This is a genomic window from Desulfosporosinus paludis, from assembly GCF_045689965.1.
Classification (GTDB): Bacteria; Bacillota; Desulfitobacteriia; order Desulfitobacteriales; family Desulfitobacteriaceae; genus Desulfosporosinus; species Desulfosporosinus paludis.
Map to the genome: position 1 here is coordinate 848,472 of NZ_CP144211.1, position 26,267 is coordinate 874,738.

A 26,267-nucleotide genomic window follows, 5' to 3' on the forward strand; every position below is an offset into this window, starting at 1 on the left:
TGTTTAAAGGCAATATGCATCTCTTTTAAACTACTAAAAGACCTCTTGTGATAAATCAAACAAGATCACAAGGAGGTCTTTTTAGTGGTTATCATTGGACGGACAAGGACTTGATAATAGTGTTCCTGAAATTATTTAGCAGTAGCCTCTTTCCAATACTTACTGGTAATTGTATTTTCTGAGATCTCCGCAGGCTTTGTGAGCAAGCCATATTTATAGGCCAAATCTGCGGTCTGTTTAATAGCATTCATATCGATATAACCGATATTAGCAGGATCAAAACCTTGGGGAACAACAAGCTTGGCAACTTCTTTAGCCATGTAAACCTGATGTGCAAGAGATACGCTTTGGTCCTTATCATAGACGACTTTTCCGGCTGCTTCCGGATCAGCACAAGCATCAGCCCAACCTTTGATCGAAGCTTTTAAGAAACGAACATACAAATCTTGATTTTTAGCAATCCAATCAGAATTTACGAATAAGCAGTCTTCCAACATGGCGACACCGGCATCATTCATATTGATCACGTGCAGGTCACTATCTTTGAGCCCTGATTCAAGCAAGAGCCCATATTCATTATAAGTCATGGCTGAAGCTGCATCGATTTGATTATTCAAAAGCTGATTCATGGTGTAGTCCTGTTGCACGAGCTTTACATCCGTATCCTTATTAAGGGCATTGGCTTCCAAAAGAGCATAAATTTCATATTCATTACCGCCAAACCAAGAACCGACTTTCTTTCCTTTTAGATCTGCCGGACTGTTAATTCCTGAAGAGGCTTTTGACACAAGCAGCATGGCGCTTTTTTGGAAGATTTGTCCGACTTCAACTAATCCCCATCCTTTAGACTGATACTTCATTAAACTAGAAACCCAGGTCACACCAATATCAGCTACACCGTTATTGACCTGTTGTTCCGGGATAATATCGCTGCCACCAGGAAGAATCTCTAGGTCAATTCCTTCATCTTTATAATAACCCTTGGCTTGAGCAACATAATACCCCATAAATTGAGATTGAGGTAACCATTTGAGCTGAAGTGTCACTTTGTCGAGTTTACCTGAGTTTGCTTTTCCTGTGTCTGAAGTTCCGGCTCCCTGAGTTGAAGCTGTTGAAGCCCCGGAACTACAACCTGTTGCCACTAATAAGATCATCATGATTACTGCCAATAGACTCGTCAATTTGCCCTTCTTCATAACATTCCCTCCTGATATTTTGTTTTATTTTTGTGAAGCGTGCCATTTTAAGGCATCGCGTTCTACCAATAAAATAATGCAGTATAGAGTCACACCTACCAGAGAAGCTACGACAATATAGGACCAGCCCATCGCCATCTCAGCTTTACGAAGATTATCTTTGATGCCAAATCCTAAACCGGACGTTGATGATGCAAAGTATTCGCTGATAATCGCCGCAATAATCGAGGAGGCAATGTTTATTTTGACCGCTGTGAAAATGTGGGGTAAGGAATTGGGCAAACGCAATTTACGAAATATTGTCCACTTATTCGCAGCCACGGAATGCATTAAATCGATAGAATATGGGTTCAAATGATTTAAGCCACTGTAAGCATTAATAGCCATGGCTGCCATGCAAACGATTGTAACAACACCAATCTTTTGCTCCATGCCTGTGGAAAACCACAAGTTCATAATTGGCGAAAGGGCTACAATCGGCACGGCATTCAGCGCTGTAACCACAATCATGCCACCGTATCCCCACTTGGGAAAAAATGTTGCCATGGCCGCAATCATAAAGCCTATCAATGAACCGATGATCATTCCAATCAAAGCCCCGGAAATCGTAACTCCACAATCCTTTAAAGCTTTAGGCAAATTTGCAGCCAGGGTAGAGGCTATTTCTGTTGGAACTGGCAATTGGAAAGGTTTTAAGTCTAAAATTTTATGGATAAAACCAAATTGCCAAATCAGGATTAAGACAATACCAAATCCCAAGGGCCAAAGTAAGTTTTTGACGTTACTTCTCATGCTCGTACACCTTCCTTCCTGGGGGCAGTATTTTGCCATGGCAGACATAACCGCTCAGCAAAGACAACCATGTAAAAACTTATAATGCCCATGAAGGCGCTGGTAAGAACAGATGCCCAAAAGATGGTCGCGGAATTGGAATATAAAGAATAGAGGATTTTAACGCCAATACCACTTTTAGATCCTAACATATCTACTAAAATGGAGGCCGTAACCGCCATAGGTGCAGCGATCTTAAGTCCGGTGAATAAATAGGCCATAGAAAATGGGAACATCAATTTTTGATAAACTTTGTATTTATTGGCGGCTATGGAAAAAAGCAAATCCTTCTTTTCTTGCTCCACACTCTTCAAGCCACTCAGCATATTGACGGAAACCGGGAAAAATGTGATATAGGCAGCGATTACAATTCGAGATACATTCATGTCCCTCACGATATTGAAGATGATAGGTGCGAGTCCTAAAACCGGTATCATCTGAGAAATAATTAAATAGGGAAAAGCGATCTTCTCCATGGTTTTAGATAAGCTCATGAGTACGGCGAGGAAAATTCCTACACCAGTTCCCAGAGCAAAGCCAATAGCTGCCCTCGAAAAAGTCACCGCTCCTGCTTCCAATAACATTTTCCAATTTTCCAAGAACGTAATGGCAACTGTATGTGGATAAGGGAGCTTCGTGGCAGCCATCGGATCATGAATCACATAGTTCAAAAGAAATGACGTAAGTTCCCAAGCTAAGATAATCCCAATAATCCAAACGATAGCTACAATTCTTTGCTCCTTTTTGCCAATAGCCATACTCACACCCCCTCAAAGCTCCTTCTTATCTTGGTAACATACTCGTAGAACTCTGAAGTTTCTCGAAGCGAATTTTCACGCGGGCGGGGCAAATCAATATCGACAATGGCTGAAATCCTGCCCGGATGAGGAGATAAGACAACAACACGGTCCGAAAGGAAAACAGATTCCGGGATGTTATGAGTGACAAAAATTACAGTTTTCTTGGTCTTGCTCCAGATATTCAGTAAGTCTTCATTTAATTTTTCACGAGTAAACTCATCCAACGCTGAAAACGGTTCATCCATCAACAAAAACTCTGGATTTAGAGCTAAAGCTCTTGCAATCCCAACCCTCTGCTGCATACCTCCGCTTAGCTCAAAGGGGTATTTATAGCCAAAGTCTTGTAACCCCACGAGTTCCAGCATGCTAGTAATTCGTGCTGTCCTCTCTTTTTTAGGAATTCCCATGATCTCCATAGGCATACAAATATTTCTTCTCACGGTTCGCCAATCATAGAGAACCGGACTTTGAAATACAATCCCATATTTTTGCTGCTTTCGTATCTCTTTAGGTGATTGACCGCGTATAGATATACTGCCTGAAGTGGGTTGAAGCAAATCGGCAATAATCCGCAGCAAAGTGGTTTTCCCGCAGCCGGAAGGTCCCAGTAAGGAGATGAATTCCCCCTCTTGAATATCAAAGTTCACATCCGTCAAAGCGACAATGTTTTCACCATTATTGACAGGGTAGACCATACCAACATTTTTAATCTGAATTTCTGGTGCGTTCATGATTAGACCTCCTTGTTAAGGCTCGTGCTCATGCTTATGAGCATGCGAAGCCTTAGTTGTATAAACATTTCATACAAACGTTTCAATCAAAAAAGGGTATAAAATTTTATCCCTCATAGGTCGATAAAATCTTATCCCCTGCGTCGTTGCAGTCAATTGTGATTGTTTCTTATACTTAAACCTCTACACGCTTACCAGGAGAAATTGCTCCAACAGGGCAGACAACTGTACATAATTGACAGCCCACACACTTTTTTGGGTTTAATATTGGCTTACCGTTTGCTCCACCCATCACTAAGGCTTGATGGCCGCCATCCAAACATGAAAGATAACATCTGCCACATCCGAGACATTGACTTCGAACAAACTTGGGATATGAAATGGAATGACGGTTTAATTCATCGGCTGACACTAAATTCGGCAAGGCCATTCCCACCATGTCCTGAACTGAAGAAAACCCCTTTTCTCCCAAATACAATGAAAGTCCATTTTTCAAATCATCGATAAGCCGATACCCGTACTGCATCACTGAAGTTGTGACCTGAAGATTTGCGCAACCCAAGGCGATAAACTCAGCAGCATCACGCCAGGTCTCGATCCCTCCCATCCCGCTTATGGGTGTATCTTTCAGAGCAGGATGTTTTCTCAGATCATGGATAAAGCGCAGGGCAATGGGTTTTACCGTTTTGCCGGAGTATCCTCCGACACATGATTTACCATCAACCTGAGGTTCGGAACTAAAATCATCTAAGTGGATATTCATGATACTCTTGATCGTATTAATGGCTGCAATACCAGTTGCACCATTCTTCATCGCAGCTAAGGCAGGAATCTCCATGTTTCCTATATTGGGTGTCATTTTAGCCAGGATGGGTAAATGTGTACCCCTTCGTGTCGCCTCTGTATAGAGAGCTACTAATTCAGGATTTTGTCCAACATCGGAACCCAATCCTTCTCCTGTCATGTGGGGGCAAGAAAAATTGCATTCGATAATGTCGACACCCGCTTCTGTCACCTGACGTGCCAAAAACGTCCATTCTTCTTCATTCTGACCCAAGATAGAGGCTATCATGACTTTATGGGGAAAATCCTGCTTGAGACGTCGTAAATAAGTCAAGTTTTCCTCTAATGTGTGGTCTGATATTTGCTCAATATTTTTGAAACCGATGAACGAGTTTCCTTCCTTGCGGATCGTAGAGAATCTTGGGGATACTTCCTGAGGGAAAAACGTTCCAATGGTTTTAAACGCAGCACCAGCCCATCCCATTGAAAAGGCTCTAGCTACCATTTCATAATTGCTGGCAACGACAGAAGAGGATAAGAAAAAGGGGTTTTCACAAAGAACACCACAAAACTCAATTTCCAAATCAACCTTATTAGACTTACGAATACCTTTTCGCTTTTGAACACGCCCTACATATTCCATAAGCTCTGGGATTCTGACCGGGCGATCGATCTTGCCTTTTAAACATGCCTTACTGCAGCTTTTTTCCTCACAGGCCCAGCATAATTCGCTATCCCCGACGGTCTCTTCAGCACCACGGATATTTTCAAAGCGCAGAGAGCGAATTGCTTTAGCCGGGTCCACTCCATGAGGACAACTTGTTGTACAGGGGGCCGTATAACAGAGCAGACAGCTATCTGATTCGTTTTTCGCTGAAAATTCATTAAGTGCTTTTACCTGCAAAACGACATCCTCCTCACTTTCTTAATTCTTAGATAAACATCTGCTTACTTCATGCTCTTTCTCTGGACTTTTACTTTTGCTTTTGCTTTTGTGTTTATCTCCACTTGAATTGATTTTTTATTAGTTGCCTTTACTCACTCTCAATTAATTACAACTTCCTCTTATTCTTATCTACTGCTCTTACTTCTTACTTTTACTTCTTGCTCTTGTTTCTTGCCTTACTCCATGCTTGTACTTCTTGGCTTTACTTCGTGTCTTACTTCTTGCTATTCTTCTTGCCTTACTTCTTGTTTTACTTCTTACCTTACTCCTGCTTATACTTCTTATTTTCGGCCAACTCGTTTAATATACTTACCCCAACCCGGTTCTCCAACAAAGTTCCCGTCTTGATAGACTGATTTGCCTCTTAAGAATGTCATCACCGGATAACCGTGCAGTTCTTTACCCTCCCAAATGGTATGATCATAATCAGAATGCATGGCCGACACTGTAATCTTAAAATCTTTTTCCGGATCATAGATCACGATGTCGGCATCTTTACCGACGGTAAGGGAACCTTTCTCCGTACAGCCGAAGATTCTGGCCGGATTGGCCGAGCATAACTCCACCACTTTATTGAAGGAAAGTTTACCTTCGTTAGCCGCCGCCAACATATAAGGATACATAGTTTCTATACCGGCGCAACCATTGGGAATCTTGGTGAAATCATCCTTACCCCAGTCTTTTTCATAACTTTGAAAGGGGCAATGGTCTGTGGCTATCGTATCAATTCCGCCAGTCGTAATGGCTTTCCATAAAGCGTCCTGACTTTCCTGACCCTTCATTGGAGGAGAGCAGACAAAGTTCCGGCCATCTTCCCGCTTGTAAACTTCACTGGTGAATTCCAAATATTGAGGGCAAGTTTCTACATAGATTTCAGAGCCTGCCCTTTTGGCATCCATCGCCGCCTCCAAGCCTTCCTTATCCGCCATATGCACTATATATAGAGGTGAGTCAAGATTTTTAGCCCAGTGGATCGCTCGCTTATCACCCTCCGCTTCCACAAATTCAGGACGACTTAAATAATGATACCAAGGAGAAGTTTTTCCTTCTTTCTTGAATTGTTCAATGTTCAGATCAATTAAATCCGGATTTTCAGCGTGAATATTAATAATGGCACCAATTTCTTTGGCCCGTAAAAGCAATCGGGCAAAGGTAGCATCATCCACCATCATGCCTTCCTTCTTGTAGACAAAAAAGCATTTGAAACTGGTGATGCCCTCCTCCACAGCTTTTTCCATCTCGGTCAATATTTCGCCGTCGTTCAAATCCGTAATGCAGCAATGGAAAGCAACATCAACACAGGCCTCGGCCTCACAGATGCTTTTTTTCTCATTGATTAAACCAAGTATCGACATTCCCTTTCTCTGAACAGGATAATCGAAAACAGTCGTGACTCCACCACAAGCAGCAGCTCGTGTCCCTGACATATAGCTGTCCGCCGATACAGTACCTCCAAAAGGCATGGCCAAATGGGTATGAACATCAAGGGCACCGGGCAAGACTAGTTTATCTTTCGCATCAACCACAGTTGCTCCTTCTTCCGGAAGGCCCTTGCCAATAGACACTATTTTACCGTCTTTCACAGCGATATCTGCTTGATATGTTTCTGTGGGAGAAATGATTGTGCCGTTTTTAATAATCAAGTCCATTCCTTCACCCTCCTTACTAAGATTATCCATATAGTTGCTGCTCCGAGTTTAGTCACCGAACTGCTTACCTTACCATTCGACTTTAGCAAATGCTTCCTGCCCTTGCTTTGATGCATTGATATAAATCGCTGCATTACCGACTAAGGCTTTTTTCATAAAATCCGTCCGACATTTGTCATAAGGAGTATGCGCATACTGCTCTTGCATGGGAGAATATCCGATAGTAGGTTTCCTGTCGATTCCGCAGGTCTTACTGGCATCCGTTCCAAAATCCCAATACCCATAGTTTACGCTCTGCCCCACCGATTCCAGAGCTGCCGCTGCTGCTTTTACAAAACCATGCTCTTTACTGATTTTCCAAGGACTCATATCCTTGGCAACTTCATAGGCTACGCCGGTGTAAGACGTTTCTACGGCACTTTTAACCACTACGTCAGCTTTAAATTCGGGGTCCTGAGCAGCCAAATCAGCGATAATCTCCTGAATTTGAGCCATTGCCGAAGCTGCGGTCTCTCCAGGAAGGGTGCGGCGATCAAGGGAAAGCAGACACTTGTCTGGAACAATGGACAATGCTCCCGGCGAACATTCGATAATATTTAACGAGACGGAAGCCTGTCCCAAATCCGGATCTGTCGGTAGTGACAGATATAACTCATCCTTAATTCTAGTAATTAAAGGAATTGCTTTATATATGGCGTTGATTCCCAGCCAAGGAGCACTCCCATGAGATGTTCTGCCGTATACTGTAATCAACATCTCCACCCGGCCTCTGTGACCGCAATAAATCTTTAAAGATGTCGCTTCCGAGGACACCATAGCGTCATAAGTCAATCCTTTTTCGGCTAAAGTTTTATCCACTAAATGAAGCATACCTACCATTTCCGCAGGTTCTTCCTGTACAACACCAGTAAACATAAACGTTCCTTTGATGGGAAAACCTTTTTCCCGAAGTTTAACCAGGAGTCCTCCCGTATAAATTTGAACAGCTTCACCACATTTGACATCTGAGGCCCCACGGCCATGAATGCATTCTGCTTTGTCCGGTCGCTTATCTTGGGTCTCGACTTGACAAACATCAATCTGTCCTCCATAGGGATCATATCCTTGCCAGTTGGCGACATCCCCAGGACTTACGTGATCCATATGAGAATTAAACATAATTGTTGGACCGGGCTCTGTGCCCTTGACAAGTCCTACGACGTTGCCGTGGGAATCGCGAAATACTTCATCATAGTCCAGCTTCTGCATTTCTGCCAAATCCAAATCGGCCAACATTTCTTCGGTTCCACTGATACTGGGGGTTTGTACCAGTTTCTGTCCAAAAGCGACCATCTTCGGATAAAGTTCATCTGTAATTTCCTTTACAGCGGAAATCATCGTTTCATCCAAACCAATCATCAGACGTTCACTACCTTTCTAAAGTAATCCTAAACACCCACTTCGTGTAACAGTTCTATTTTTCTTTTCTGTTTCGTTAAGATAGACTCAACCTCGTCATAAAACGATTCAGTAAAGTTGTTTTAAGATAAAACAAAATCCTTTTTATCCAGCTTGGTCAACTCCTGAAAAATCGCCACATTTCCTGCTAAGGCCTTGACCATATAGTCTATCCTGACTTTATCGATGGGCCTATGACAATAGAATTCCTGCATCGGAGAATAGCCAACTGCCGGCTTTTTCTCTCTGCCGCAGATCACCGAAAGATCTGTGCCAAAATCCCAGTACCCGTATTTCACAGGTTGTCCTATAACCGTTAAACCTGTTGCAGCCGCTTGAGTGAAAGGATGTTCCGGGCTGATTTTCCAGGCTTCTTTTACATTGGGAACGGCGACCGTCAAGCCGGTATAGGTTGTCCGAGGAACCGTAGCAATCTCTACTGTAGCCTTAAAATCAGGATCTTCTGCGGTTAATTCATCTATAATGTTTTGAATTTCAGCCACACACCCTGCATAGGTTTCACCGGGCACAAATCTTCGATCATAAGTGATCTGACATCTATCCGGTACAATACACATCGCACCCGGAGTACAGTTAATAATCGTCAGGGCAATACTGGAGTTGCCAAGCTGCTCATCAGTTTTACGTGTAGCTGCCACATATTCTTCAACCTTGTCGATAAATTTAGTCGCTTTGTTGACAGCATTGATCCCCAGCCACGGTGCACTCCCATGAGAGGTTACACCAGACACAGTCACTTTTAATTCCACTCTGCCCCGGTGCCCCAGATATAGTTTCAAAGAAGTTGCTTCACAAGATACAACACCATCGTAAGACATCTCTTCCGCCGGAAAGGTATCTTCAAGCAGCTTGATCATCCCCAGTTGTTCAGCAGGTTCTTCCAGCACCACACCAGTAAAGATATAACGTCCTTTGACCGGATAACCCATTTTCCTAAGTTCAAGAATGATTTTTCCTGAGTAGATCTGACATGCCCCGCCAGCTTTGACATCTGCGGCCGCTCGGCCATGAATCACTTCAACATGCTCATAACCGTCCCGATCCTGGTTCTCCATTTCATTAAGATCGACTGCCGCCCCATAGGGATCATACCCTCCCCATTCGCTGTAATCACCCGTATCGACGTGATCCAAATGGGCATTGTACATAATAGCTGGTCCCGGCTCAGTCCCTTCGATGATACCGACAACATTACCCCAACGGTCACGGAAATAACGATCATAGCCGAGCTTTTCCATTTCCGCTAAATAAAGATCTGCTACACCTTTTTCAGCCCCAGAAAGAGCGGGGATACGGATAAGTCTCTGACAAAAATCTACAACCGCGGGTTTTAAATCTTCCGCTAATTTATTGATTGTCATTTGGATAGCGTCCATCATGCTCCCTCCTGGTTTTAGAATTAATCTATTTTGCAAACGATTGAACAAACATTGTTCTTAAATCATCTTCAGTTGGTTTGACGATACAATTAGCAATGTTTTTGGTTTGAATAGCCTTCTTACTATAGAACTTAATTTCTTCAGCATTAATTTCTTCTCTTTGACCTAAAAGTTTACCCAGCAGTTCCAGAAGCTGTTCTGCTTTGGCAAAGCTCATCGTTTTCAGGATCTTTGCAGCTAAATCCGGCTGCGCTTTTTCTACAAGCTTCAGGTATTCGCCCAAGAGAAGCCCGTTGGCTCGACCATGGTCAATACCTTTAAAGTAGGTCAAGGAATATCCCATGGCGTGTACTACGGTTGTTCCAGTCTGAGCAATCACCATACCAGCCATAAAGGAGGCTTGCAGCAATTGTTCTCTTTGCTCTAGGTCAAAAGCAGCTTCAGACCCGGCTTGCAATGCCAGCAGCATCTTGGGGGTGCAATCGATGATCATCTGAATGCTGGCTGCCGCCAAGGCATCGGAAACAATGGATGCTTTTACAGACAGCATGCCTTCAACGGCATGAGATAAGGCGTCAATTGCCGTATTGATTGTGGTCGTGACTCCCAGATGCACAGTATATTTAGCATCCAGAAAAGTGACGGTTGGAAACAATAGATCTGAGGCGATGCTGGTTTTGGTCTGAGCCTTATCATTGGTTAATATCGAATACTGTGTCACTTCTGAACCTGTCCCAGCTGTAGTCGGAACAAAAGCCATAGGCAACACTTTATTTTGATAATTTCCTAAGAATAAACTCTCTTCCTCAATATCTTGAGCCGCCAACAAGGCAATAGCTTTGCCGGCATCCATCGGTGATCCTCCGCCAATGGCGATAATGAAATCCACTCCGTTTTCCTTTGCTAATGAGGCACCTTCGTAAGCGCAAGAAATGGTCGGATTACTCATCACTTTATCAAACACCTGATATTGGATGCCTACAGATTCCAAGGCAGTTTTAACATCTTTTTCCGAGCCATTTCTTTTCGCGGATTGTGTGCCGGTCACGATCAACGCTTTCCTCCCAAGGACTTTAAATAGTTCACAATTCTTAACAACACAGTCGTCGCCCATAATCACTTTGGTTGGCATATAGTAGTTGTTCGTCATAGCTCCTCCTAGTCGAGCATTTTGTCAACATCGCTTAGAACTTCGTCCATAATTCCAAGGGCATTTTCCAATTCTTGATCCGTAATAATCAAGGGCGGGGCAACCATTAGTGAATTCTCATGAGAATAGGTATAAAAGCCTTTGGCATCTAACATTCCGATGATCTTTTTCATAGTTTTATCGGGATCCAAGCCATATTCAACCAAAGGTTCTTTCGTCGTTTTATTTTTGACCAATTCGATAGCAGAGAATAAACCGATATAACGCACATCACCGACACAAACGTGTTTTTCTTTCAGTGACTCCAGGAGTTTTCCTAAGGTGATCCCTCGTTGTTTAGCATGCCCGATCAATTCTTTTTCCTTGTAATATTCAATGGTAGCAATACCGGCCGCACAACCCAGGGGATGGGCTGAATAAGTCAGTCCGCAGCTAAGAAAATGCTCATCAAAATAGCCGGCAATTTCTTTACTTACAAGGACGCCTCCAAGCGGCGCATAACCACAGGTAATACCTTTAGCAAAGGTTATGATATCAGGCTTTACATCAAAATTGTTCACTGCGAACCATTCTCCGGTACGTCCCCAACCGGTCATTACCTCGTCACAGACCATTAGAATCCCAAACTCGTTACAAATATCACGTATACCCTTTAAATAACCTTGGGGTGGAATAATCACACCATTGCTTCCGGTAATGGTTTCCAAGAAAATTGCCGCTACTGATTCTCGACCTTCATAGATAATTTGCTCCCTTAACTGGTTTAGGTAATATTGACTCGCTGCTTCTTCGCTGGGAAAGGGCAGCGGGGCTCGATAAACATAAGGGTCGAAGAATTTAATAAATCCGGGAATACCTGGTTCGCAAGTATAACGTCTTGGTTCCCCTGTTAAATTTGCCGCACCATAGGTAGCGCCATGATAAGAACGGTATCTGGAAAAGATTTTATAGCGCCCGGTAACCATTTTAGCTATTTTAATAGCATTTTCATTGGCATCTGCGCCACCTAAGGTGAAAAATACTTTTCCCATATTGTCAGGCGCTAATTCAACAACCATCTTTGCTAACTGGGACCTGACATCAATGGCAAAGGAAGGAGAAGAATAAGCCAAACGTTCCGCTTGTTCTTGGATTGCTTTGACTACTTTCTTATTGCCATGCCCGATATTTAGATTCACCAACTGAGAAGACATATCATAATAGCGCTTTCCTTCGCCATCCCAAAAATAAATGCCCTCTCCGCCTATCATAACTTTAGGCTTTAGTAACCCTTGCGCACTCCAGGAATGCAAATTGAATTTTTTGGACATCTCACTAATTTCTTTGACTGTTGCTAGTTCAAATTCCATACTAATTTCACCCCAGTTATTAATGACAAAAGGGACCTGCTCTTACGAACAGGCCCCTTTGCCTTCATTGATTAATTCATATCTTATCAGTTTTAAAATTCTATTCAACGGATTTCAGCACAAAATAGTTTGTGCCCATGCACAATTTCGACTCATTTCGCCAAAACTGCGAAATACCATAGTTGTCAAAGCTCTTAATGTTACCGAAAATCTTACTTCCCTATAACAATTCCTTGATATGAAAAGCTAAAAGTAATTTTAAGCCATCTTGATAATCTAAGTCACATTGGAGAATCTCTTTGATTTTTTTAATTTTATAGTTAATTGTATTCCTGTGAACGTAAGTTTCTTTGGCGACTTCTTGAACACTAGCGTTATAATCCAGGTAACATTTTAAAGTAAATAAGTAATCGGTCTGATTTTTCTTATCATAGGCCTCCATCTGACCTAAAGTTTCTTCATAGAATCGTTTTAAAACCTTTATGTCCTCTATCTCAATCAGTAGTTTAAATAACCCGCAATTTCGATAGGATAATTTTGTTTGACCTTGTCTCTCAGCTATACGCAACAGAGCAATAGCCCGTTTATAATTCCGCGGAAGAGAGTGGATTCCTGAATCATTGATACTGATTCCGGCACTTATCCGGCAATCAGGATAGCCATACTTGCATACCTCAACAAGGCGCTCCAGAGCATCCTCCACAATTTCTTGCGGGAAACTCTGCAAAACAACAATCAGGTTTTTATCCTGGCGAAAAATATTAAACCTGTCACTATAGTTAATTAATAGTTTCGTCAAGTACAATCTCACAGCCTTATCATATTCTATAAATTTTTCGCTGGAAGGCATTTGAAACGATAAAGCCGTGATACAAAATTCGGCATCCAAATCAAATTCTTTTCGCTCTAAAACAGAACGGTACTCTAACGTCTTTTCCGGGAAAAATATTGCATTTCGTAAAGCTCCCGCTACAGTTACTTCATTCTCTTCTGATTTTATAATTTTGCGGCAGAAATCATTCGTAATATCCACAATTCTAGTCTTCCAAGGTATCGTGAAAAGCGGGAACTGCATCTCTCGACAGTAAGCAATGAGCTCTTCAGGTACGGATTGAATATATGGTCCTATGTTAAGCACTAAACCACTCGCCTGATGATCAACCAATCCCCTGGCAAAATCATTGAGCCAATCTGTATCCTTATGTCCAATTCCGGTTGAAAAAATCAGTTCCTGACCATGAAGAAAGCTTGCCGTTTCAGGATCCTCCAGCATATGAACCCAATTAACCAAATTGTTCATATTACTTTCCCCACAGATAAGATTCATTCCGTAATTTTCCCTGGCATATTTACATAGATACCTCAACGTGATCGCCATAGCGCACCCCTTTGTCAAGACGATTTAGAAGTAATTCGTAACCACTTACGACATAATCAATATAATATATTAGAGATGGGTAGACAAGTAATCCGAGATGAGATAGTCCACTAACTCCGCTTCTATCTTATAGCTGGAAACAGCCACGACTATAATCGGAAGAAAGGGTGGATAATCTATGACATTATTTGGAGTTCCATTTTCGCCTGTGCCCTTCAACGTAGGCTTATTTGACACCTATCCAATTGGCACAATTCTTAGAATCGGTGAAGATTCAAGTTTCTGGATTGGTGCTTTCGGCGGCCTCCAAGACGGTGTTGCATTATTAACAAATGCACTGCTTCATTCAAATATTGGCACACCTATTGGCTGTCCTCGTCCAATTGTGCGTATCCCGATTCGGGCAATCACCTTTGTTAGTCAATAACCTAAAGGGACAAGTGGGGCAGGAAAAACTGCCCTATTTGTACTCCTGTAACATTTTTGATCGAACTGATTTAACATTGCTGCAGCTACAATCTTAGTTTGACATTCAGGGGAGCTTGAAATTATTAATTATGAGTCCGGTATAGTAACTATCTAACCGGACATCTTGTCGTGTAAACTTATTCAACGGAAAGCTAATTAATCAGAACAACCCCACCTTAATGGCGGGGTTGCTGCTAAAGTAATGGTTAGACTAGAAGTTTATCCGTATTTGTATAGTGCATCACGCTATTGTATTGTCCATAGTATTAGTCCTTAGAGCCTCCACTCTCCGTTTTTGCCTGAGATAAAACTCTATAATCAGGATGTCAAGTTCTTCACTAACCCCCACTACCATAGGATCTGTAAGGTCTTTGTCGGCAGCAGTTTTTTGCAGCTGTAATCTTAGCTCTTCGATTCGTTCAAGAGTCGTAAGTTTCACTTAGAAAAACCTCGTTTCATGACAAATTGCACACTTGCATATATTAGTCCAAATTTGTCTTCAAATCAATGCGACGAAAGGGTAAATTTTTTTCATCTATAATTATCATGTACATTACGATAAGATGAATTAGCTAAATTCTGAGACATTACCTAGTTCAGGGTCCGATGTCTGAACTTGACATTGGAATAATTTGATAGTAGAATTTGAAGTAGCAACTTTATTAAATATATAAAGTTGCCACTTCAAATTCTACTTATACTTTTGCAAGAGAGAAACCGATAGCTTGACAATTTGTTCGAATTCTCACTGATAAGACTTACAGTAAATCAAACGTTACTGTATTAAAAATGGTTATCTTGAAAGGGTTGAATATAATGAATAAAATCATAATTGTTTCCAATCGTCTGCCTGTAACTGTACGAAAGAATGGAAAAACATTCGAATACCGAAAGAGTAATTGAAGGACTTGCTACAGGATTACTATCATGAACGATCAGAGCTTGTGGGTCTGATGGCCCGGTTTAGCGGATATGTTATTCACATTCCTTTGTTTTTTGGGTTTGTCGCCACGGTTTAGCAGCTCTATATTTGAGTTAACAAATAACCAGATAATAAGGCCGCCTGTACTGCAACTGGCGGCCTTATTATCTGGTATCAAGTTTTGTGTTCAGTTTGGTTAAACAAGCAAACGGTTTATATAGTTTAGGCTTGCTGTTGGCGAACTGGTAGACTTCTCTGCGCTGACCTTCAACTGAGCTTCAGTATTTAATGCCGTTTCTATAGATGTTTCCTGCCCTTGGGTAAGCGTACCGCTTGATACTAGGCTGTCCAGAGCACTTCCCCAATCGGCACTGATCGCACCTGTAGGGCTTGCAGCACCGGAAATACCCGCTATACTTCCGCTCGCGGCGGAGTTTGCTTTATCAGCAATCATCTGCATAAAAGGCTGCATTGATGCTTGCATAGAGCTGACAAGTATACTTTCTAATGTATCACTATTAGGATCGTCAGTTGATAAGCTGTTTAACGAACTCTGTTTCAGCGCCTGATACGCTTCTTGTGCCTGCTGACTGATGCTTAGGGTATCTGTTGACTGGGTAGTCGAGTTAGCTGTTGGTGTTATGAGTGCTGCGTTTGACGTTTCAAGCAGCTGGGTATTTTGAGTTCGACCGACGTTTTGGTTGTAAGTGTTCAATAAGGCAGAATAATTATTAGTTATATTCAAACTACTCACTCCTCTGATTGAACTGAGCGTATCTACGCTTGTAGCCTCTTACTAACATCCTATGCAACCAGCGAAAGAAACTTGGAAGAAGATCAATAACGCATTTCCTTCTAAGGAATTCTTCATAAGTTTCTAAATTCCTCCAAGCCGAGAATAATAAAAGACACTAGTCTTATCGATATTAATACTTAATATTACTCTTAAACTGCCCCATCCATTCAAAGAAACATCCTACACTCGGTAGTTATCCGGATGTAGGAATAAAAAGAGCCTAGGAAGACAACCTTCTCTCCAACTTCACTTCGCATTCGGACAATAATTGGGCTTTTACCTCCAGAGCGCTCGAGCGTCTCCTTTTATTCGTTCCTCTGCCTGCTTTAACTTTATATTCAATGCAATTAACTTCAGTAATTTCTCGACTTTTAATAACCTTAACGTAAAAGCAAAGAGATCCAATGACTGCTGAAAAGATTGTTAAAACAAAGTAGATCGTTGCTAACGTTACATAAAATGTATAATCATTAGTACCCCAATCTGCGTCCTTCAGGACTAACATTTTCAAATAACCCATTCCATAAAACAATAAAGAAAAAAGATAGCAAATAGTCGTTATTTTTGGCACTATTATACCTCCACACACACAAAGTTAACTTTATCAAAGTTCTACAAACCAGGACAAACCGTCAATAAAGTCAATAAATGGGGAATTTTACAAAACATTAACCACCTCTTCAAGCTAAATATCCGTCCGCTAGACCAATCTAATTTCCCAAATCTAAATGAATTTGCAACATGATTAATGACTACATTAAAAAATGTAAATTTTTCTCAGATACGACTCAAATAATAGCCCTTCGTGCTATATTCATAAATTATCCCATGGCGTTTTTAGTACATGTATTTGGTTATTGATCGAACTCTTGTTCTTATTATAAGCTTATTTTGTACGAATATCAATGGGAAAAATCCAAGGGTAATTAAGGACAAATAAAATAAGACTCAACAGATTTATATACTGCTGAGTCTTTAAATAGCCTAAAATGTCCAAAAACTTACAAATCACCTGCCTAATTTTTATATAACGGTGAAAGCAGGGGATATTGTATTGCCATGTTGGATAAATCAGGATATTTTTACTGAACAATCGAATTCTTTTTGGTCATTATTTTGAGTAACATAATCGATTTCGAGACTAAAGGTTTGGTCTTTTTCAAATTTGAAGGTATCAAGACCATTTTCATTATTTAGTTCGGAGATATATAAATCAAAATCTGTTAACCCATCTGCTCGATACCCATTTTCAGCCTGTGATACTACAAGTTTACCCTGGGAATCAAAAACAGCCATCATGTAGCCGGTCCTTGGAAGATTTTTGTTGTATACCCATCCCCATTTTAGGGACTTGCCAAACTCCGAGTACCGAATCCATATGGATTTAACAGCGGATGGCTGACTAAATGGCACCGTTAGATGAAAGTGTCCATCTGGTTTACCATCGGCCTTCAACTCATTTGGGCTGAGTTGATCTTTGTCTAAGCCTAGCCATTGTAATGTGGCAGTAGTTAATTGTGTTGGATTAATTGATCCTGCTTGTGCTTGCGTTGACGACGCCTGAGTCTGGGGTGCTTGAGTTGAAGTATTGGTCGAAGCAGTGCTTTTAGGATTTACCTTGCTGCACCCTAGAATCGCGAAAGCTATCATTATTGGCACCAGGATTTTAAGGTATTTCATTCGGTTCACCTCAGCCCTATCATTCTATATTAATGCTTTTCGCTTGTTTTTTTCTCAATCTGTTTATAGGCTAGATAACGTTGCTGTCCTTCTTGGAACAGTTGGTGTTCCTCTTCATTTGCAAGCTCTAAAGACGGTACCGGTTGCGATTTTCCGTGATCATCTAACGCAACAAAGGTGAAATATGACGTCAAAGCTGTTTTAGCAGGCTCATCTTGGGACACATCTTCAACCGTGACAGTCACAGAAACCTCCATTGAACTTTTGCCGACAAACGTCAGTTTACCGTAGCAAGTGACAACATCCCCAATATGAATGGGATGATGAAATTCAAGTTTGTCTACTCGTGCAGTAACAACATTTGTTCGAGCATGTCTCCGAGCCACTACTCCAGCAGCACTATCCATCAATTTCATAATCTCGCCGCCATGAACATTACCCGATGGATTAGCATGTTGAGGCAGCATGACGTTTGACATGATTACTTGTGAATAATTAACGGATTTCGCTCCCATTATGGTTCCTCCTGCCCAAAAAAACTTTTTGATGTAGTTTACTACCATTTCCCCTCCATACTTTTTGTTAATTGAGTAGTCCTTTCTTATTCAAAAATATGTACTCCTTTCTGTGAAACGACGCTCAATAGAAATCTTATTATAAAATCTCCCCTACCAATGTAGCATTCCACAAGCGTCCTGAAATTCCTTCATATTGGTTTCGGATTAAAAACTCCAGACATATTAAAGCTTTTCCTTAATAGTAAAGCACGCCTCTTAAAGGTATTAAAATGTATAATACTGTGGTTGTGAACACACTATATTTCGAAGTCCTCAAATTATTAATTTAATCCCTATAATTTAATGCAGGAGGTAATCTTATGATTGAGAGTTTTAATCATATCGAAAATGAGACCAATTGGCTTGAAAAGCCGCCAAGAGATTTAGAAGAAGAAACGGTTACGTTAAGTCAAATATTTACATCCCAATTTATGCAACTTCACACACAGTTTGGTTCTATAGAAGAACTGCTCTCATCTGGAGGATTTGAAATAAATTCCGAAGAAGATTACGATGCTATCCCTGATCGAGATATTGATGCTCATGTTGCAGTGACCACTAATTTTAGTACATGGAAAGAAATGCTTATAGCGGCAGCAGATGCCTATCTTGTCGAGAACGCAGACCATTAAGTTCTTAGTATTCGAATAACATCATCCAAATATTCCCTATGTTCGGATAAACCTCTGACACATACATTAAATCAATCTTAATGTATTTTCAGTGCAGAGGAGAATTAAAATGGAAATTCACATAGTCAAGTCTGGGGAAAATTTATGGAGAATCGCCCAGATCTATGGAGTCTCGGTCAATAATATTGTTTCAGCAAACCAAGTGCCGGACATGGATCGTTTAGTTGTAGGTCAAACTTTGGTTATTCCTACAACAGAAAAGCTAAACCAAGCATCACCTGGTACAGGACTCTCCCTGCAGGGAAGCACTAAACCAATGGTTGATGTTAGTGCTTATTTAGACCCCAGCATATCAGGTAATCAATCCGGTCGCGCGATTGACCGAGTAGGGCGTAATCTGACTTACTTAGCGATTTTTAGCTATGCGGCGAATCCGAACGGAACCCTTACCCCCGTAAAAGACCAAATCCCTATAACAGCGGCCAAACGTAACCGAGTCTCACCATTATTAGTGCTCACTAATTATTCTGGAGGACAATTTAGCAAGGATCTGGCCGCATCAATTTTTAATAATGAACTCTTGCAGGAACACCTTCTGGAGCAGGCTCTCCGGGTAATGGAAGCAAAAGGCTACCTTGGATTAGATTTCGACTTTGAGTATTTGGGCAAAGAGAATAGAGAAGGTTATGTGCGCTTTTTGCAGAGGGCGGCGGCTAAAGTAAAACCACATGGCTATTTTCTTTCAGCAGCAGTAGCTCCTAAACTAAGCGGAGATCAACGCGGAGGTTTGTACGAAGGCCACGATTACCCAGCTATCGGACAGATTGTGGATTTTATGTTTATTATGACCTATGAATGGGGTTGGTCTGGAGGCGAGCCAATGGCCGTCTCTCCTATTAATCTCGTTCGTCGAGTTATGGAGTATGCTGTTTCTGTCGTACCTAAAAACAAGCTTATGATGGGGATACCTCTGTATGGATACGATTGGACTCTCCCCAATGAGCCCGGCAAATGGGCCCGCTCCATTAGTCCCCAGCAAGCCCTTCAGCGAGCAATCCAATATAAGGTTGCTATTCGCTACAATAAAGCAGTGCAAGCCCCCTGGTTCAGATATGCCGACATTCAAGGGAAGCAACACGAAGTCTGGTTTGAAGATGCCCGCAGCATCCAAGCAAAATTTGATTTGGTAAAGCAATTAGGGATTCGAGGTTTTTATTACTGGGTGTTGGGTCATGAGTTTCCACAGAATTGGCTTTTGATAGATGAAAATTTTACAGTACGCAAATGGTAAATTACTTTAAGAAGGCTTACAAGGCCTAATAAATAGACGTTATACATCCATGGTCTCCTCCTTAAAGATTAATTGCCTACAGAATTATTCTGATTTAATTAGGATAATTCGCGGACCACTTTTAGTTTATTATATTGTTACTTCAAAAATAATTAATTTTTGCTATTGGTTTCGCACCTCTTTGACGTACTTCCCGTAACTAAATATTCGTAATCCAAGGTTTGTTAGTGGTCTCAACGTTGGATTTAAAAACCATACCATCTTAGCGCTGATGATTCCGATTATAACACCCGCAATCACATCAGTTGGCCAATGAACGCCTGTATAAACACGTGCAATTGCAACAAGAACTGCCAAAATTGTAAAGCTCCATCTTACCCAAAAAGATGCCTTTTTCCATGAGCCTGCCGCAAAGCCAAAGCTCCCTGACGTGTGATCGCTGGGAAATGAGGTATCTAAAGAATGAGGAATAAGTTGGGTAAAGGTTCCTTTTGGGAGCGCGACAAAAGGCCGTGGTCGAAAGAAAAATTGGCCTATTATTACATTAATAACCAAGGCTAATATACCTGAAAAACCGGTGACAACTAAGGAGTGACGATGGTCTGAGTCCGATTTAGGCAATGAAAACCAAGCAACTAAAAATAATAGGGCATAGAGTTCTAAAGCATATTGAGCAAAAAAACCCATCAGTTTATCCAGCACTGGGTGATGCCCTGCCCATTGATTAATTACATGGAAGCCAAAAAGGTCAAATGAATACATTGAATTGTTCCTCCTGTCGTTAATAAACTGTCCAATTGATAAGACGACGAAAAGACTTTAAAAGTTCATGACGTAAAAATAAATTATTATTACATCTGTCCATGAACTTTTATTCTTTAAGGATCGTCTTAATAATTAGAGAGTTTAATCTCGAAATTGAAGGAGGATAAACTTCTGAGGAAAGGAGCGGAAAATGTGCTGTGGCGGAATTAGACATTTCTCTGATTGAACAGGTTCAGGCGGGAAACCCTGAAGCGTTTACCCGACTTGTTCAGAACTACAGCGCTTATGTTTACCGTACAGCCTTTGCCTTTCTTCAGGATAAGTCAGAGGCCGAAGATGTTTCACAGGAAATCTTTCTAAAAGTATATCGATCAATTCATCTTCTAAAAGACGTCAAGAGCTTTCCCGCTTGGTTTAAAAAGGTGATAACTTCTGTGTGTCTCGATCGAATCAAAAGAAAGAAGCTCGATACTATACCTGATACTGAGATTGACTCATTGTTGATTTCTTCTCCTGATTCTTGGAACCGTAAAATTGAACTTTGTGAAGCCCTCCGGGAACTAGGTGTGGAGGAACGAGAACTGATACTTCTGGTCGATTGGCTAGGTTATAGCTATTATGAAGTTGCAACAATCCTTAAGATTCCACTTGGAACCGTCAAATCGCGTATCCATGCTGTAAGACTGCATATGCAAAAAATGCTATCAGAATAAGAAGGAGGGACTTGTATGGAATGTCTAAAGTGTATGGCTAGAGTATCAGAATACCTCGACGGGGAGCTTTCAATGAGCGAATCCCAAGAAATGAAAGCTCATTTTGATGAATGTACGAATTGCCGGAACACAATAAATGAGCTAAATCGTTTACTCGAAGCCACAAAACTTAGTATTGAAAGTATACCTGTCCCACCAGATTTAACGGATAAAATACTTCTTAATATTCAAGTGGAAAAGCATAAAGCCACAAAAAATTTATGGTTTACGAGTATCCTTTTAATTCTTCTGGCAAGTCCACTATTATTGTTTCTTACTCATACTTTTTACAGTATCGCTCATTTATTCTATGCCACAAGTGCCGTACTCTATCGGTTTTTGATAACATTAATTTCCTTCGTACCCCCTTGGTTAATGCTTTCATTTGGAATTCTCTTAGGGTTAGGAATAACCATAAGTTCATTCATCATAAAACGGCTAATTCATGATCTTCAATTAAATGGGGTGTTTCAATGAAATTCAAATGTAAATTCAGTATCTTTTTAATCCTTGCTATGCTCATTATCTTTCCATGTAATGCCCTAGCTGATGAGTTATCTTCCCAATTCGGTGGCAATACTCCTTTGGTTGTTCCTGTTGGACATACTACTGAGTCTGTTTTCGCACTAAGTACAGATGCCCATATTGCTGGGTCCGTCAAAGATATGGTTTTAGTTATCAATGGGGATATTTATCTAGAACCTTCGGCCCAGACTGATCTCGTCATCGACTTAGGAGGACAGGTTATTAACCCTTCCAATGTTCCTGTTAGAACCGGTATATTTCGACTTAGCTTAACTTCTAATTTTATTAATGAGTTATTTCTTGGTTTCATTTTAATTTTAGGGCTCTGGTTCGTTCGATTGGTTCTCGTTATTGTTGTTATAGTTATGCTTACAGGACTAGGATTTTTGTTCCGAAATCGTATGCAACAAAGTGAGGGGCTTTTAGCAACCTCGGCATTAAGAGTGTTGGCTATTGGAATAGCGGCATCTCTCATAGCTTTAGGCATAATCCTTATTCTTTCTTTAACAGTTATTGGCATTCCGTTTGCAATTTTAATGTTACTAGTTGCAACATTAGCTACCATTTTGGGGATATCACCTGTATTAGGATATATAGGAAAGAAAGCCTTTTCCGTAAAATTATTGGAATATCCCGCATTAAGTCAATGGTTTATCGTTTCACTAATCTTTGTTTCGCTTGTGAGTCTTCCTTTAGTTGGGATTATTGTTCTTCTAAGTGCTGTCTTTACTGGTCTAGGGGTTTCCACTGTGAACGGTTGGGGCTATCTCAAAGAACGTAAACACCGAGCATAAATTTAAATAATATTCTAAATACAAAGGAGTTACTCATGTCACATCTTATGTCCTATATTGCTCAGTACGGTTATCTAGGGCTTTATTTTATCTTGGGAACCTCAATTTTAGGAATACCCATTCCTGATGAAACATTAATGGTGTTTATCGGGTTTTTGACCTACGAAGGGAAACTTAATCCCGTTTTAGCTGTATTATTTGCTGCAAGTGGAAGTATTAGTGGGATTACATTGGCCTATTTTCTAGGAAAAGTATTTCAGAATAAAGTACTGCAACACCTCAAAAAACATGCAGGTGGCAAGCGTTTAGATAAAGTTTTTAACTGGTATCAGCACCATGGCGGCAAACTATTGACGATTGGCTATTTCATTCCGGGGGTTCGCCATTTATCCGGTTACATCGCTGGATTAGCTCGCTTAAGCTATAAGAGTTGGTTATAGCTATAGTGTTATTGAAAATCTCACGCCATTTCAAGCTCCAAGTCAGGGATTTCTCCTTTCGGCTTTATCCTTTTATGCCGTCCTTGGCTATCTTATAACTCGTAAAAGAACCCGGATTACTCAGTTTTTTATTACAATTATTGATCTTTTTGTATTGCTTCTTTTATCTTTAAGCCCAATATACCTAAGAATTCATCCCCCAAGCACAATGGTTATGAGCCTAACTGTCAGTGGACTATTGACATTGATATGCGTCTTTATATATGAATTTCGCCAATATTCCGTTGAATAATAGTACCAAAAGCATCCTCCTTTCACTATCAAAGTGAAGTGAGAATGCTTATGTTTTATTGATTTGAAGCAAAACGTGGAGATACGCATTTAAAAAGAACCACTTATCCCTAATGTTTTTTGAGCGGTAGTTATTCTACTCAAATACGAAGACCGTTTATCCTCGTCAGATACTTTAGCAGCCTTGTTCTGGGCATCTAAAAAAGCTGAGTCAATCGTTTCTTGCGGGCTTTTTACAGATAAGGATTCTAAGGTTGCAATAGAAGCCTCAACATCTCGTTCAGCTTTTGTCTCATTATCTTGTGATTGAGAACTTTGTTTTTCTGGAGATATGATATCGTTTGGTAAGTTTGAACTACTGGAATTCCCTGAGGACAAATATTCGTCAACCTCTTGATCGATGTAAGCAGCCTTATCTAAGAAAGCCTTAGAGAACATATCTTGATTTCCTGTGTCAAAGTACGTAGGATTACCGTGCCAGTCAATATTCTCAAAAGCAATTCCTGCCGGTTGAGAAAAATCTAATTCAGGCAGCCCTTCGTGTACTTTTTCCATATAGTTTTGCCAAATGTGTCCGGGATAGCTGGAACCAAATAGATTGCCAACTTCCTTTGGAATATCATAACCACACCAAACCACTGTTGTGTAGTATGCTGAATATCCACAAAACCACCCATCTTTACTATTTTCCGTAGTTCCTGTTTTTCCCGCTACAATTTGGCCATCAATTTTTAAATTATGGCCTGTGCCATAGTCTGTACTGATGACACCTTTTAAAATATCTGTCATCATATAGGCCGATTCAGGCGAGTATACCGCCTTCCCTTGCCGATTGTTTTTATAAACTGTTTTTTCTCCTAAATAATCCACACTCGTGACACAACTTGGCTGAACATAATTTCCTCCGTTAGCCAAGGTATAGTACCCACCGGCTTGCTCGACCGGAGAAACTCCTTCTGTAAAGCCTCCAATACTTGCGATGGGATTGTTATCTTCTGGATGTAACCCTGCGTATTTCATTTCCTCCAAATAGGCTAACCCGGTTTGCGGCTTTATTTTAGTTAACACCTGGTAAGCCACAGTATTGAGAGAGATTTCAGTGGCAAAGCGTATTGACACTGGCCCATAATATTGGTTTTCTTCATTTCTGGGACCGTTAGGAATGTATTGATCAGTGATCTGAGACATAGGGTGGTAACCCATTTCAAAAGCAGGGGTATAATCCAGTAAAGGCTTAATGGACGACCCTGGTTGTCTAAAACTTAAAAAAGCGCGGTTATAGACATCATTATCACCCCTCCCGCCTACGATGGCTGCAACGTAACCTGTCTTATTATCGATAGATACAGCAGCTCCTTGCATGCAATATTTATTGTTTGAAGGATCTATGTCCGTAAAATCACTTAAGCCATTATCTAGAGCTGATTGCAGTAAGGTTTGTTTAGCCACATCAAGTGACGTGTGAATCGTATAACCGCCACTACGAACACGCTTATCATATTGAAAATAGGTTTCTTTATAGTTAGCTTCGTAAGCCTTTCTTTCTTCCTCGGTATTAAAAGCATATTGAAATTTGAAACCATCTTGTTCCATTAAAGCTCTTACGGTACAATCTATGGCATAGCTTGTCATATAGTTTTCAGATGTTGCAATAGGCTTTTGAATTGTAAGTTTTAATTGCGTATGTTTGGCGTCATCATACTGGGCTTGTGTTATTTTATGTTGATCTAACATGGCATCGAGCACAATATTTCTTCTTTGCGTTGCCTTTTCCGGATTGGTCATTGGATTAAACAAAGAAGGATTATTGGAAATTCCACAGAGAGTAGCCGCTTCTGCCAGGCTTAATTCCGAAGCCGGCTTTGAAAAAAAGTATCGGGCAGCGCTTTCTATCCCATAGCATCCTTCCCCGAAATAACAATTATTAACGTAAAATTCGAGGATTTGAGTCTTCGTATATCTTTTGGCTAAATTCAAGGCTAATAATATTTCAGTTAACTTGCGCGAAACCGTTCTATCCTGCGTTAATAAAACGTTTTTAGCGACTTGTTGAGTAATTGTTGAACCGCCTACTGTTGCCTTGCCTCCGTTTTTCAGATATAAGATAGCCGCTTTTATCGTTTCTTTGTAATCTATACCGCCTTCTGACAAAAAATTTTTATCTTCAACAGCAATGTATCCTTGGGAGACATAGTCGGACACATGCGCTAGGTCTAAATATTTATAGGTATTAAGACCCAACTTGGCTATTTGATGATCATCATTGTCTAAAATTATGGTGTTGCCGGCTCTTTTAAATGTAGTATCATTAATACTATTCTCTTTAGACAACGCTTCTTCTTTAGCAGAATCTATTGTTGACTTATACATTAAATACACACTGCCAAGAACACATGCTAATAGGATCGACATAGCCATTATCGCAGCAATTAACAATTTAATAATTTGTCTCACTCGGTTGTTTACTTGGTTGATCTTAATCATCCACAAACCTTCCTTACTGATATCTTCCAAGGTGAATGCTTTGCTTCCCTATCTATTATTCTATGCATAACTATACCACTGGACTTTAGCATTATCTGCCGTAATGTGTAATATTTTACCATCGAAATTATGTAATATTTTGCCCTTTTATAATGAAACCTCTCCATTTATCTCTTTAGGTAAAGAAAACTCGTCTTGGGCCGAGCTTGCGAGAGCAGAA

Annotated in this window: 25 protein-coding genes; 7 read left to right on the forward strand and 18 right to left on the reverse strand. The window is 40.7% G+C overall.

The window, feature by feature from the left end:
• Positions 1-131: 131 nt before the first annotated feature.
• From VZF35_RS04425 to VZF35_RS04475, 11 genes are all read right to left on the reverse strand, one after another.
• Positions 132-1,196 (reverse strand): ABC transporter substrate-binding protein, encoded by a 1,065-nt coding sequence (locus VZF35_RS04425; protein ID WP_407311360.1) that lies wholly within the window; start codon positions 1,194-1,196, stop codon positions 132-134.
• A 24-nt stretch (positions 1,197-1,220) separates the two neighbouring features.
• Positions 1,221-1,988, reverse strand: a complete 768-nt coding sequence (locus VZF35_RS04430; RefSeq protein WP_407311362.1) for an ABC transporter permease — start codon at positions 1,986-1,988, stop codon at positions 1,221-1,223.
• On the reverse strand, positions 1,985-2,785 hold the full coding sequence (locus tag VZF35_RS04435) for an ABC transporter permease (RefSeq protein ID WP_407311364.1): 801 nt from the start codon (positions 2,783-2,785) through the stop codon (positions 1,985-1,987). The genes VZF35_RS04430 and VZF35_RS04435 overlap by 4 nt, the downstream gene beginning before the upstream one ends.
• A 2-nt stretch (positions 2,786-2,787) precedes the next feature.
• Entirely contained in the window at positions 2,788-3,558 is a 771-nt protein-coding gene (locus tag VZF35_RS04440) for an ABC transporter ATP-binding protein (protein ID WP_407311366.1), read from the reverse strand.
• A gap of 175 nt (positions 3,559-3,733) precedes the next feature.
• Entirely contained in the window at positions 3,734-5,245 is a 1,512-nt protein-coding gene (gene preA / locus VZF35_RS04445; RefSeq protein WP_407311368.1) for an NAD-dependent dihydropyrimidine dehydrogenase subunit PreA, read from the reverse strand.
• Positions 5,246-5,568: 323 nt separating this feature from the next.
• Positions 5,569-6,966: a dihydropyrimidinase gene (gene hydA, locus VZF35_RS04450; RefSeq protein WP_407311370.1), complete on the reverse strand. Its 1,398-nt coding sequence runs from the start codon at positions 6,964-6,966 to the stop codon at positions 5,569-5,571.
• Positions 6,967-7,005: 39 nt separating this feature from the next.
• The gene (locus VZF35_RS04455; protein ID WP_407311372.1) at positions 7,006-8,334 is read right to left on the reverse strand and encodes a M20/M25/M40 family metallo-hydrolase; all 1,329 of its coding nucleotides are present in this window, start codon (positions 8,332-8,334) and stop codon (positions 7,006-7,008) included.
• A 122-nt stretch (positions 8,335-8,456) separates the two neighbouring features.
• Positions 8,457-9,773 (reverse strand): peptidase dimerization domain-containing protein, encoded by a 1,317-nt coding sequence (locus VZF35_RS04460; protein ID WP_407311374.1) that lies wholly within the window; start codon positions 9,771-9,773, stop codon positions 8,457-8,459.
• A 25-nt stretch (positions 9,774-9,798) separates the two neighbouring features.
• Positions 9,799-10,923, reverse strand: coding sequence for an iron-containing alcohol dehydrogenase family protein (locus tag VZF35_RS04465; RefSeq protein WP_407311376.1), 1,125 nt, complete (start codon positions 10,921-10,923; stop codon positions 9,799-9,801).
• Between the two features lie 8 nt (positions 10,924-10,931).
• Positions 10,932-12,272: an aminotransferase class III-fold pyridoxal phosphate-dependent enzyme gene (locus VZF35_RS04470; protein ID WP_407311378.1), complete on the reverse strand. Its 1,341-nt coding sequence runs from the start codon at positions 12,270-12,272 to the stop codon at positions 10,932-10,934.
• Positions 12,273-12,492: 220 nt separating this feature from the next.
• A complete protein-coding gene (locus tag VZF35_RS04475; RefSeq protein WP_407311380.1) occupies positions 12,493-13,650 on the reverse strand; it encodes a PucR family transcriptional regulator in 1,158 nt (385 codons plus the stop codon).
• Positions 13,651-13,828: 178 nt separating this feature from the next.
• Here VZF35_RS04475 and VZF35_RS04480 point away from each other — a divergent pair, with 178 nt between their 5' ends.
• A complete protein-coding gene (locus tag VZF35_RS04480) occupies positions 13,829-14,077 on the forward strand; it encodes a hypothetical protein (protein ID WP_407311382.1) in 249 nt (82 codons plus the stop codon).
• Positions 14,078-14,359: 282 nt separating this feature from the next.
• Here the strand turns inward: VZF35_RS04480 and VZF35_RS04485 are convergent, their stop codons facing one another.
• From VZF35_RS04485 to VZF35_RS04505, 5 genes are all read right to left on the reverse strand, one after another.
• Positions 14,360-14,557, reverse strand: a complete 198-nt coding sequence (locus VZF35_RS04485) for an aspartyl-phosphate phosphatase Spo0E family protein (RefSeq protein WP_407311384.1) — start codon at positions 14,555-14,557, stop codon at positions 14,360-14,362.
• Between the two features lie 679 nt (positions 14,558-15,236).
• A complete protein-coding gene (locus tag VZF35_RS04490) occupies positions 15,237-15,785 on the reverse strand; it encodes a hypothetical protein (RefSeq protein ID WP_407311385.1) in 549 nt (182 codons plus the stop codon).
• 271 nt (positions 15,786-16,056) lie between these two features.
• Complete coding sequence (locus VZF35_RS04495; protein WP_407311386.1) at positions 16,057-16,407, reverse strand: hypothetical protein; 351 nt, start codon at positions 16,405-16,407, stop codon at positions 16,057-16,059.
• Positions 16,408-16,907: 500 nt separating this feature from the next.
• Complete coding sequence (locus VZF35_RS04500) at positions 16,908-17,516, reverse strand: hypothetical protein (RefSeq protein WP_407314458.1); 609 nt, start codon at positions 17,514-17,516, stop codon at positions 16,908-16,910.
• A gap of 29 nt (positions 17,517-17,545) precedes the next feature.
• Positions 17,546-18,031: an acyl-CoA thioesterase gene (locus VZF35_RS04505; RefSeq protein WP_407311387.1), complete on the reverse strand. Its 486-nt coding sequence runs from the start codon at positions 18,029-18,031 to the stop codon at positions 17,546-17,548.
• A 362-nt stretch (positions 18,032-18,393) separates the two neighbouring features.
• Between VZF35_RS04505 and VZF35_RS04510 the strand changes: the two genes are divergently transcribed.
• Positions 18,394-18,705, forward strand: a complete 312-nt coding sequence (locus tag VZF35_RS04510; protein ID WP_407311388.1) for a hypothetical protein — start codon at positions 18,394-18,396, stop codon at positions 18,703-18,705.
• 109 nt (positions 18,706-18,814) lie between these two features.
• Positions 18,815-19,996 (forward strand): glycosyl hydrolase family 18 protein, encoded by a 1,182-nt coding sequence (locus tag VZF35_RS04515; RefSeq protein WP_407311389.1) that lies wholly within the window; start codon positions 18,815-18,817, stop codon positions 19,994-19,996.
• Between the two features lie 162 nt (positions 19,997-20,158).
• Here the strand turns inward: VZF35_RS04515 and VZF35_RS04520 are convergent, their stop codons facing one another.
• Positions 20,159-20,758, reverse strand: coding sequence for a phosphatase PAP2 family protein (locus VZF35_RS04520; protein WP_407311390.1), 600 nt, complete (start codon positions 20,756-20,758; stop codon positions 20,159-20,161).
• A 200-nt stretch (positions 20,759-20,958) separates the two neighbouring features.
• Between VZF35_RS04520 and VZF35_RS04525 the strand changes: the two genes are divergently transcribed.
• From VZF35_RS04525 to VZF35_RS04540, 4 genes are read left to right on the forward strand one after another with little or no spacing between them, the layout of a single operon-like run.
• Positions 20,959-21,474 (forward strand): RNA polymerase sigma factor, encoded by a 516-nt coding sequence (locus VZF35_RS04525; RefSeq protein ID WP_407311391.1) that lies wholly within the window; start codon positions 20,959-20,961, stop codon positions 21,472-21,474.
• Between the two features lie 15 nt (positions 21,475-21,489).
• Positions 21,490-21,990: a zf-HC2 domain-containing protein gene (locus VZF35_RS04530; RefSeq protein ID WP_407311392.1), complete on the forward strand. Its 501-nt coding sequence runs from the start codon at positions 21,490-21,492 to the stop codon at positions 21,988-21,990.
• The gene (locus tag VZF35_RS04535; RefSeq protein WP_407311393.1) at positions 21,987-22,832 is read left to right on the forward strand and encodes a hypothetical protein; all 846 of its coding nucleotides are present in this window, start codon (positions 21,987-21,989) and stop codon (positions 22,830-22,832) included. Before VZF35_RS04530 ends, VZF35_RS04535 begins: the two co-directional genes overlap by 4 nt.
• 35 nt (positions 22,833-22,867) lie before the next feature.
• The gene (locus VZF35_RS04540) at positions 22,868-23,272 is read left to right on the forward strand and encodes a DedA family protein (protein ID WP_407311394.1); all 405 of its coding nucleotides are present in this window, start codon (positions 22,868-22,870) and stop codon (positions 23,270-23,272) included.
• 381 nt (positions 23,273-23,653) lie between these two features.
• Here VZF35_RS04540 and VZF35_RS04545 read toward each other — a convergent pair whose 3' ends face one another.
• Positions 23,654-26,047 carry a transglycosylase domain-containing protein gene (locus VZF35_RS04545; protein WP_407311395.1) on the reverse strand — a complete coding sequence of 798 codons (2,394 nt, stop codon included), beginning with the start codon at positions 26,045-26,047 and terminating at the stop codon, positions 23,654-23,656.
• Between the last annotated feature and the right edge of the window lie 220 nt (positions 26,048-26,267).

Bases quoted from the DNA above. Each gene is read 5' to 3' on its own strand.
- VZF35_RS04435 (WP_407311364.1), bottom strand. From the start codon at position 2,785: ATGGCTATTGGCAAAAAGGAGCAAAGAATTGTAGCTATCGTTTGGATT.
- VZF35_RS04460 (WP_407311374.1), bottom strand. From the start codon at position 9,773: ATGATGGACGCTATCCAAATGACAATCAATAAATTAGCGGAAGATTTA.
- VZF35_RS04470 (WP_407311378.1), bottom strand. From the start codon at position 12,272: ATGGAATTTGAACTAGCAACAGTCAAAGAAATTAGTGAGATGTCCAAA.
- VZF35_RS04465 (WP_407311376.1), bottom strand. From the start codon at position 10,923: ATGACGAACAACTACTATATGCCAACCAAAGTGATTATGGGCGACGAC.
- VZF35_RS04425 (WP_407311360.1), bottom strand. From the start codon at position 1,196: ATGAAGAAGGGCAAATTGACGAGTCTATTGGCAGTAATCATGATGATC.
- VZF35_RS04510 (WP_407311388.1), top strand. From the start codon at position 18,394: ATGATTGAGAGTTTTAATCATATCGAAAATGAGACCAATTGGCTTGAA.
- VZF35_RS04475 (WP_407311380.1), bottom strand. From the start codon at position 13,650: ATGGCGATCACGTTGAGGTATCTATGTAAATATGCCAGGGAAAATTAC.
- VZF35_RS04505 (WP_407311387.1), bottom strand. From the start codon at position 18,031: ATGGGAGCGAAATCCGTTAATTATTCACAAGTAATCATGTCAAACGTC.
- VZF35_RS04535 (WP_407311393.1), top strand. From the start codon at position 21,987: ATGAAATTCAAATGTAAATTCAGTATCTTTTTAATCCTTGCTATGCTC.
- VZF35_RS04520 (WP_407311390.1), bottom strand. From the start codon at position 20,758: ATGTATTCATTTGACCTTTTTGGCTTCCATGTAATTAATCAATGGGCA.
- VZF35_RS04440 (WP_407311366.1), bottom strand. From the start codon at position 3,558: ATGAACGCACCAGAAATTCAGATTAAAAATGTTGGTATGGTCTACCCT.
- VZF35_RS04500 (WP_407314458.1), bottom strand. From the start codon at position 17,516: ATGAAATACCTTAAAATCCTGGTGCCAATAATGATAGCTTTCGCGATT.
- VZF35_RS04455 (WP_407311372.1), bottom strand. From the start codon at position 8,334: ATGATTGGTTTGGATGAAACGATGATTTCCGCTGTAAAGGAAATTACA.
- VZF35_RS04530 (WP_407311392.1), top strand. From the start codon at position 21,490: ATGGAATGTCTAAAGTGTATGGCTAGAGTATCAGAATACCTCGACGGG.
- hydA (WP_407311370.1), bottom strand. From the start codon at position 6,966: ATGGATAATCTTAGTAAGGAGGGTGAAGGAATGGACTTGATTATTAAA.
- VZF35_RS04545 (WP_407311395.1), bottom strand. From the start codon at position 26,047: ATGATTAAGATCAACCAAGTAAACAACCGAGTGAGACAAATTATTAAA.
- VZF35_RS04540 (WP_407311394.1), top strand. From the start codon at position 22,868: ATGTCACATCTTATGTCCTATATTGCTCAGTACGGTTATCTAGGGCTT.
- VZF35_RS04480 (WP_407311382.1), top strand. From the start codon at position 13,829: ATGACATTATTTGGAGTTCCATTTTCGCCTGTGCCCTTCAACGTAGGC.
- VZF35_RS04515 (WP_407311389.1), top strand. From the start codon at position 18,815: ATGGAAATTCACATAGTCAAGTCTGGGGAAAATTTATGGAGAATCGCC.
- VZF35_RS04430 (WP_407311362.1), bottom strand. From the start codon at position 1,988: ATGAGAAGTAACGTCAAAAACTTACTTTGGCCCTTGGGATTTGGTATT.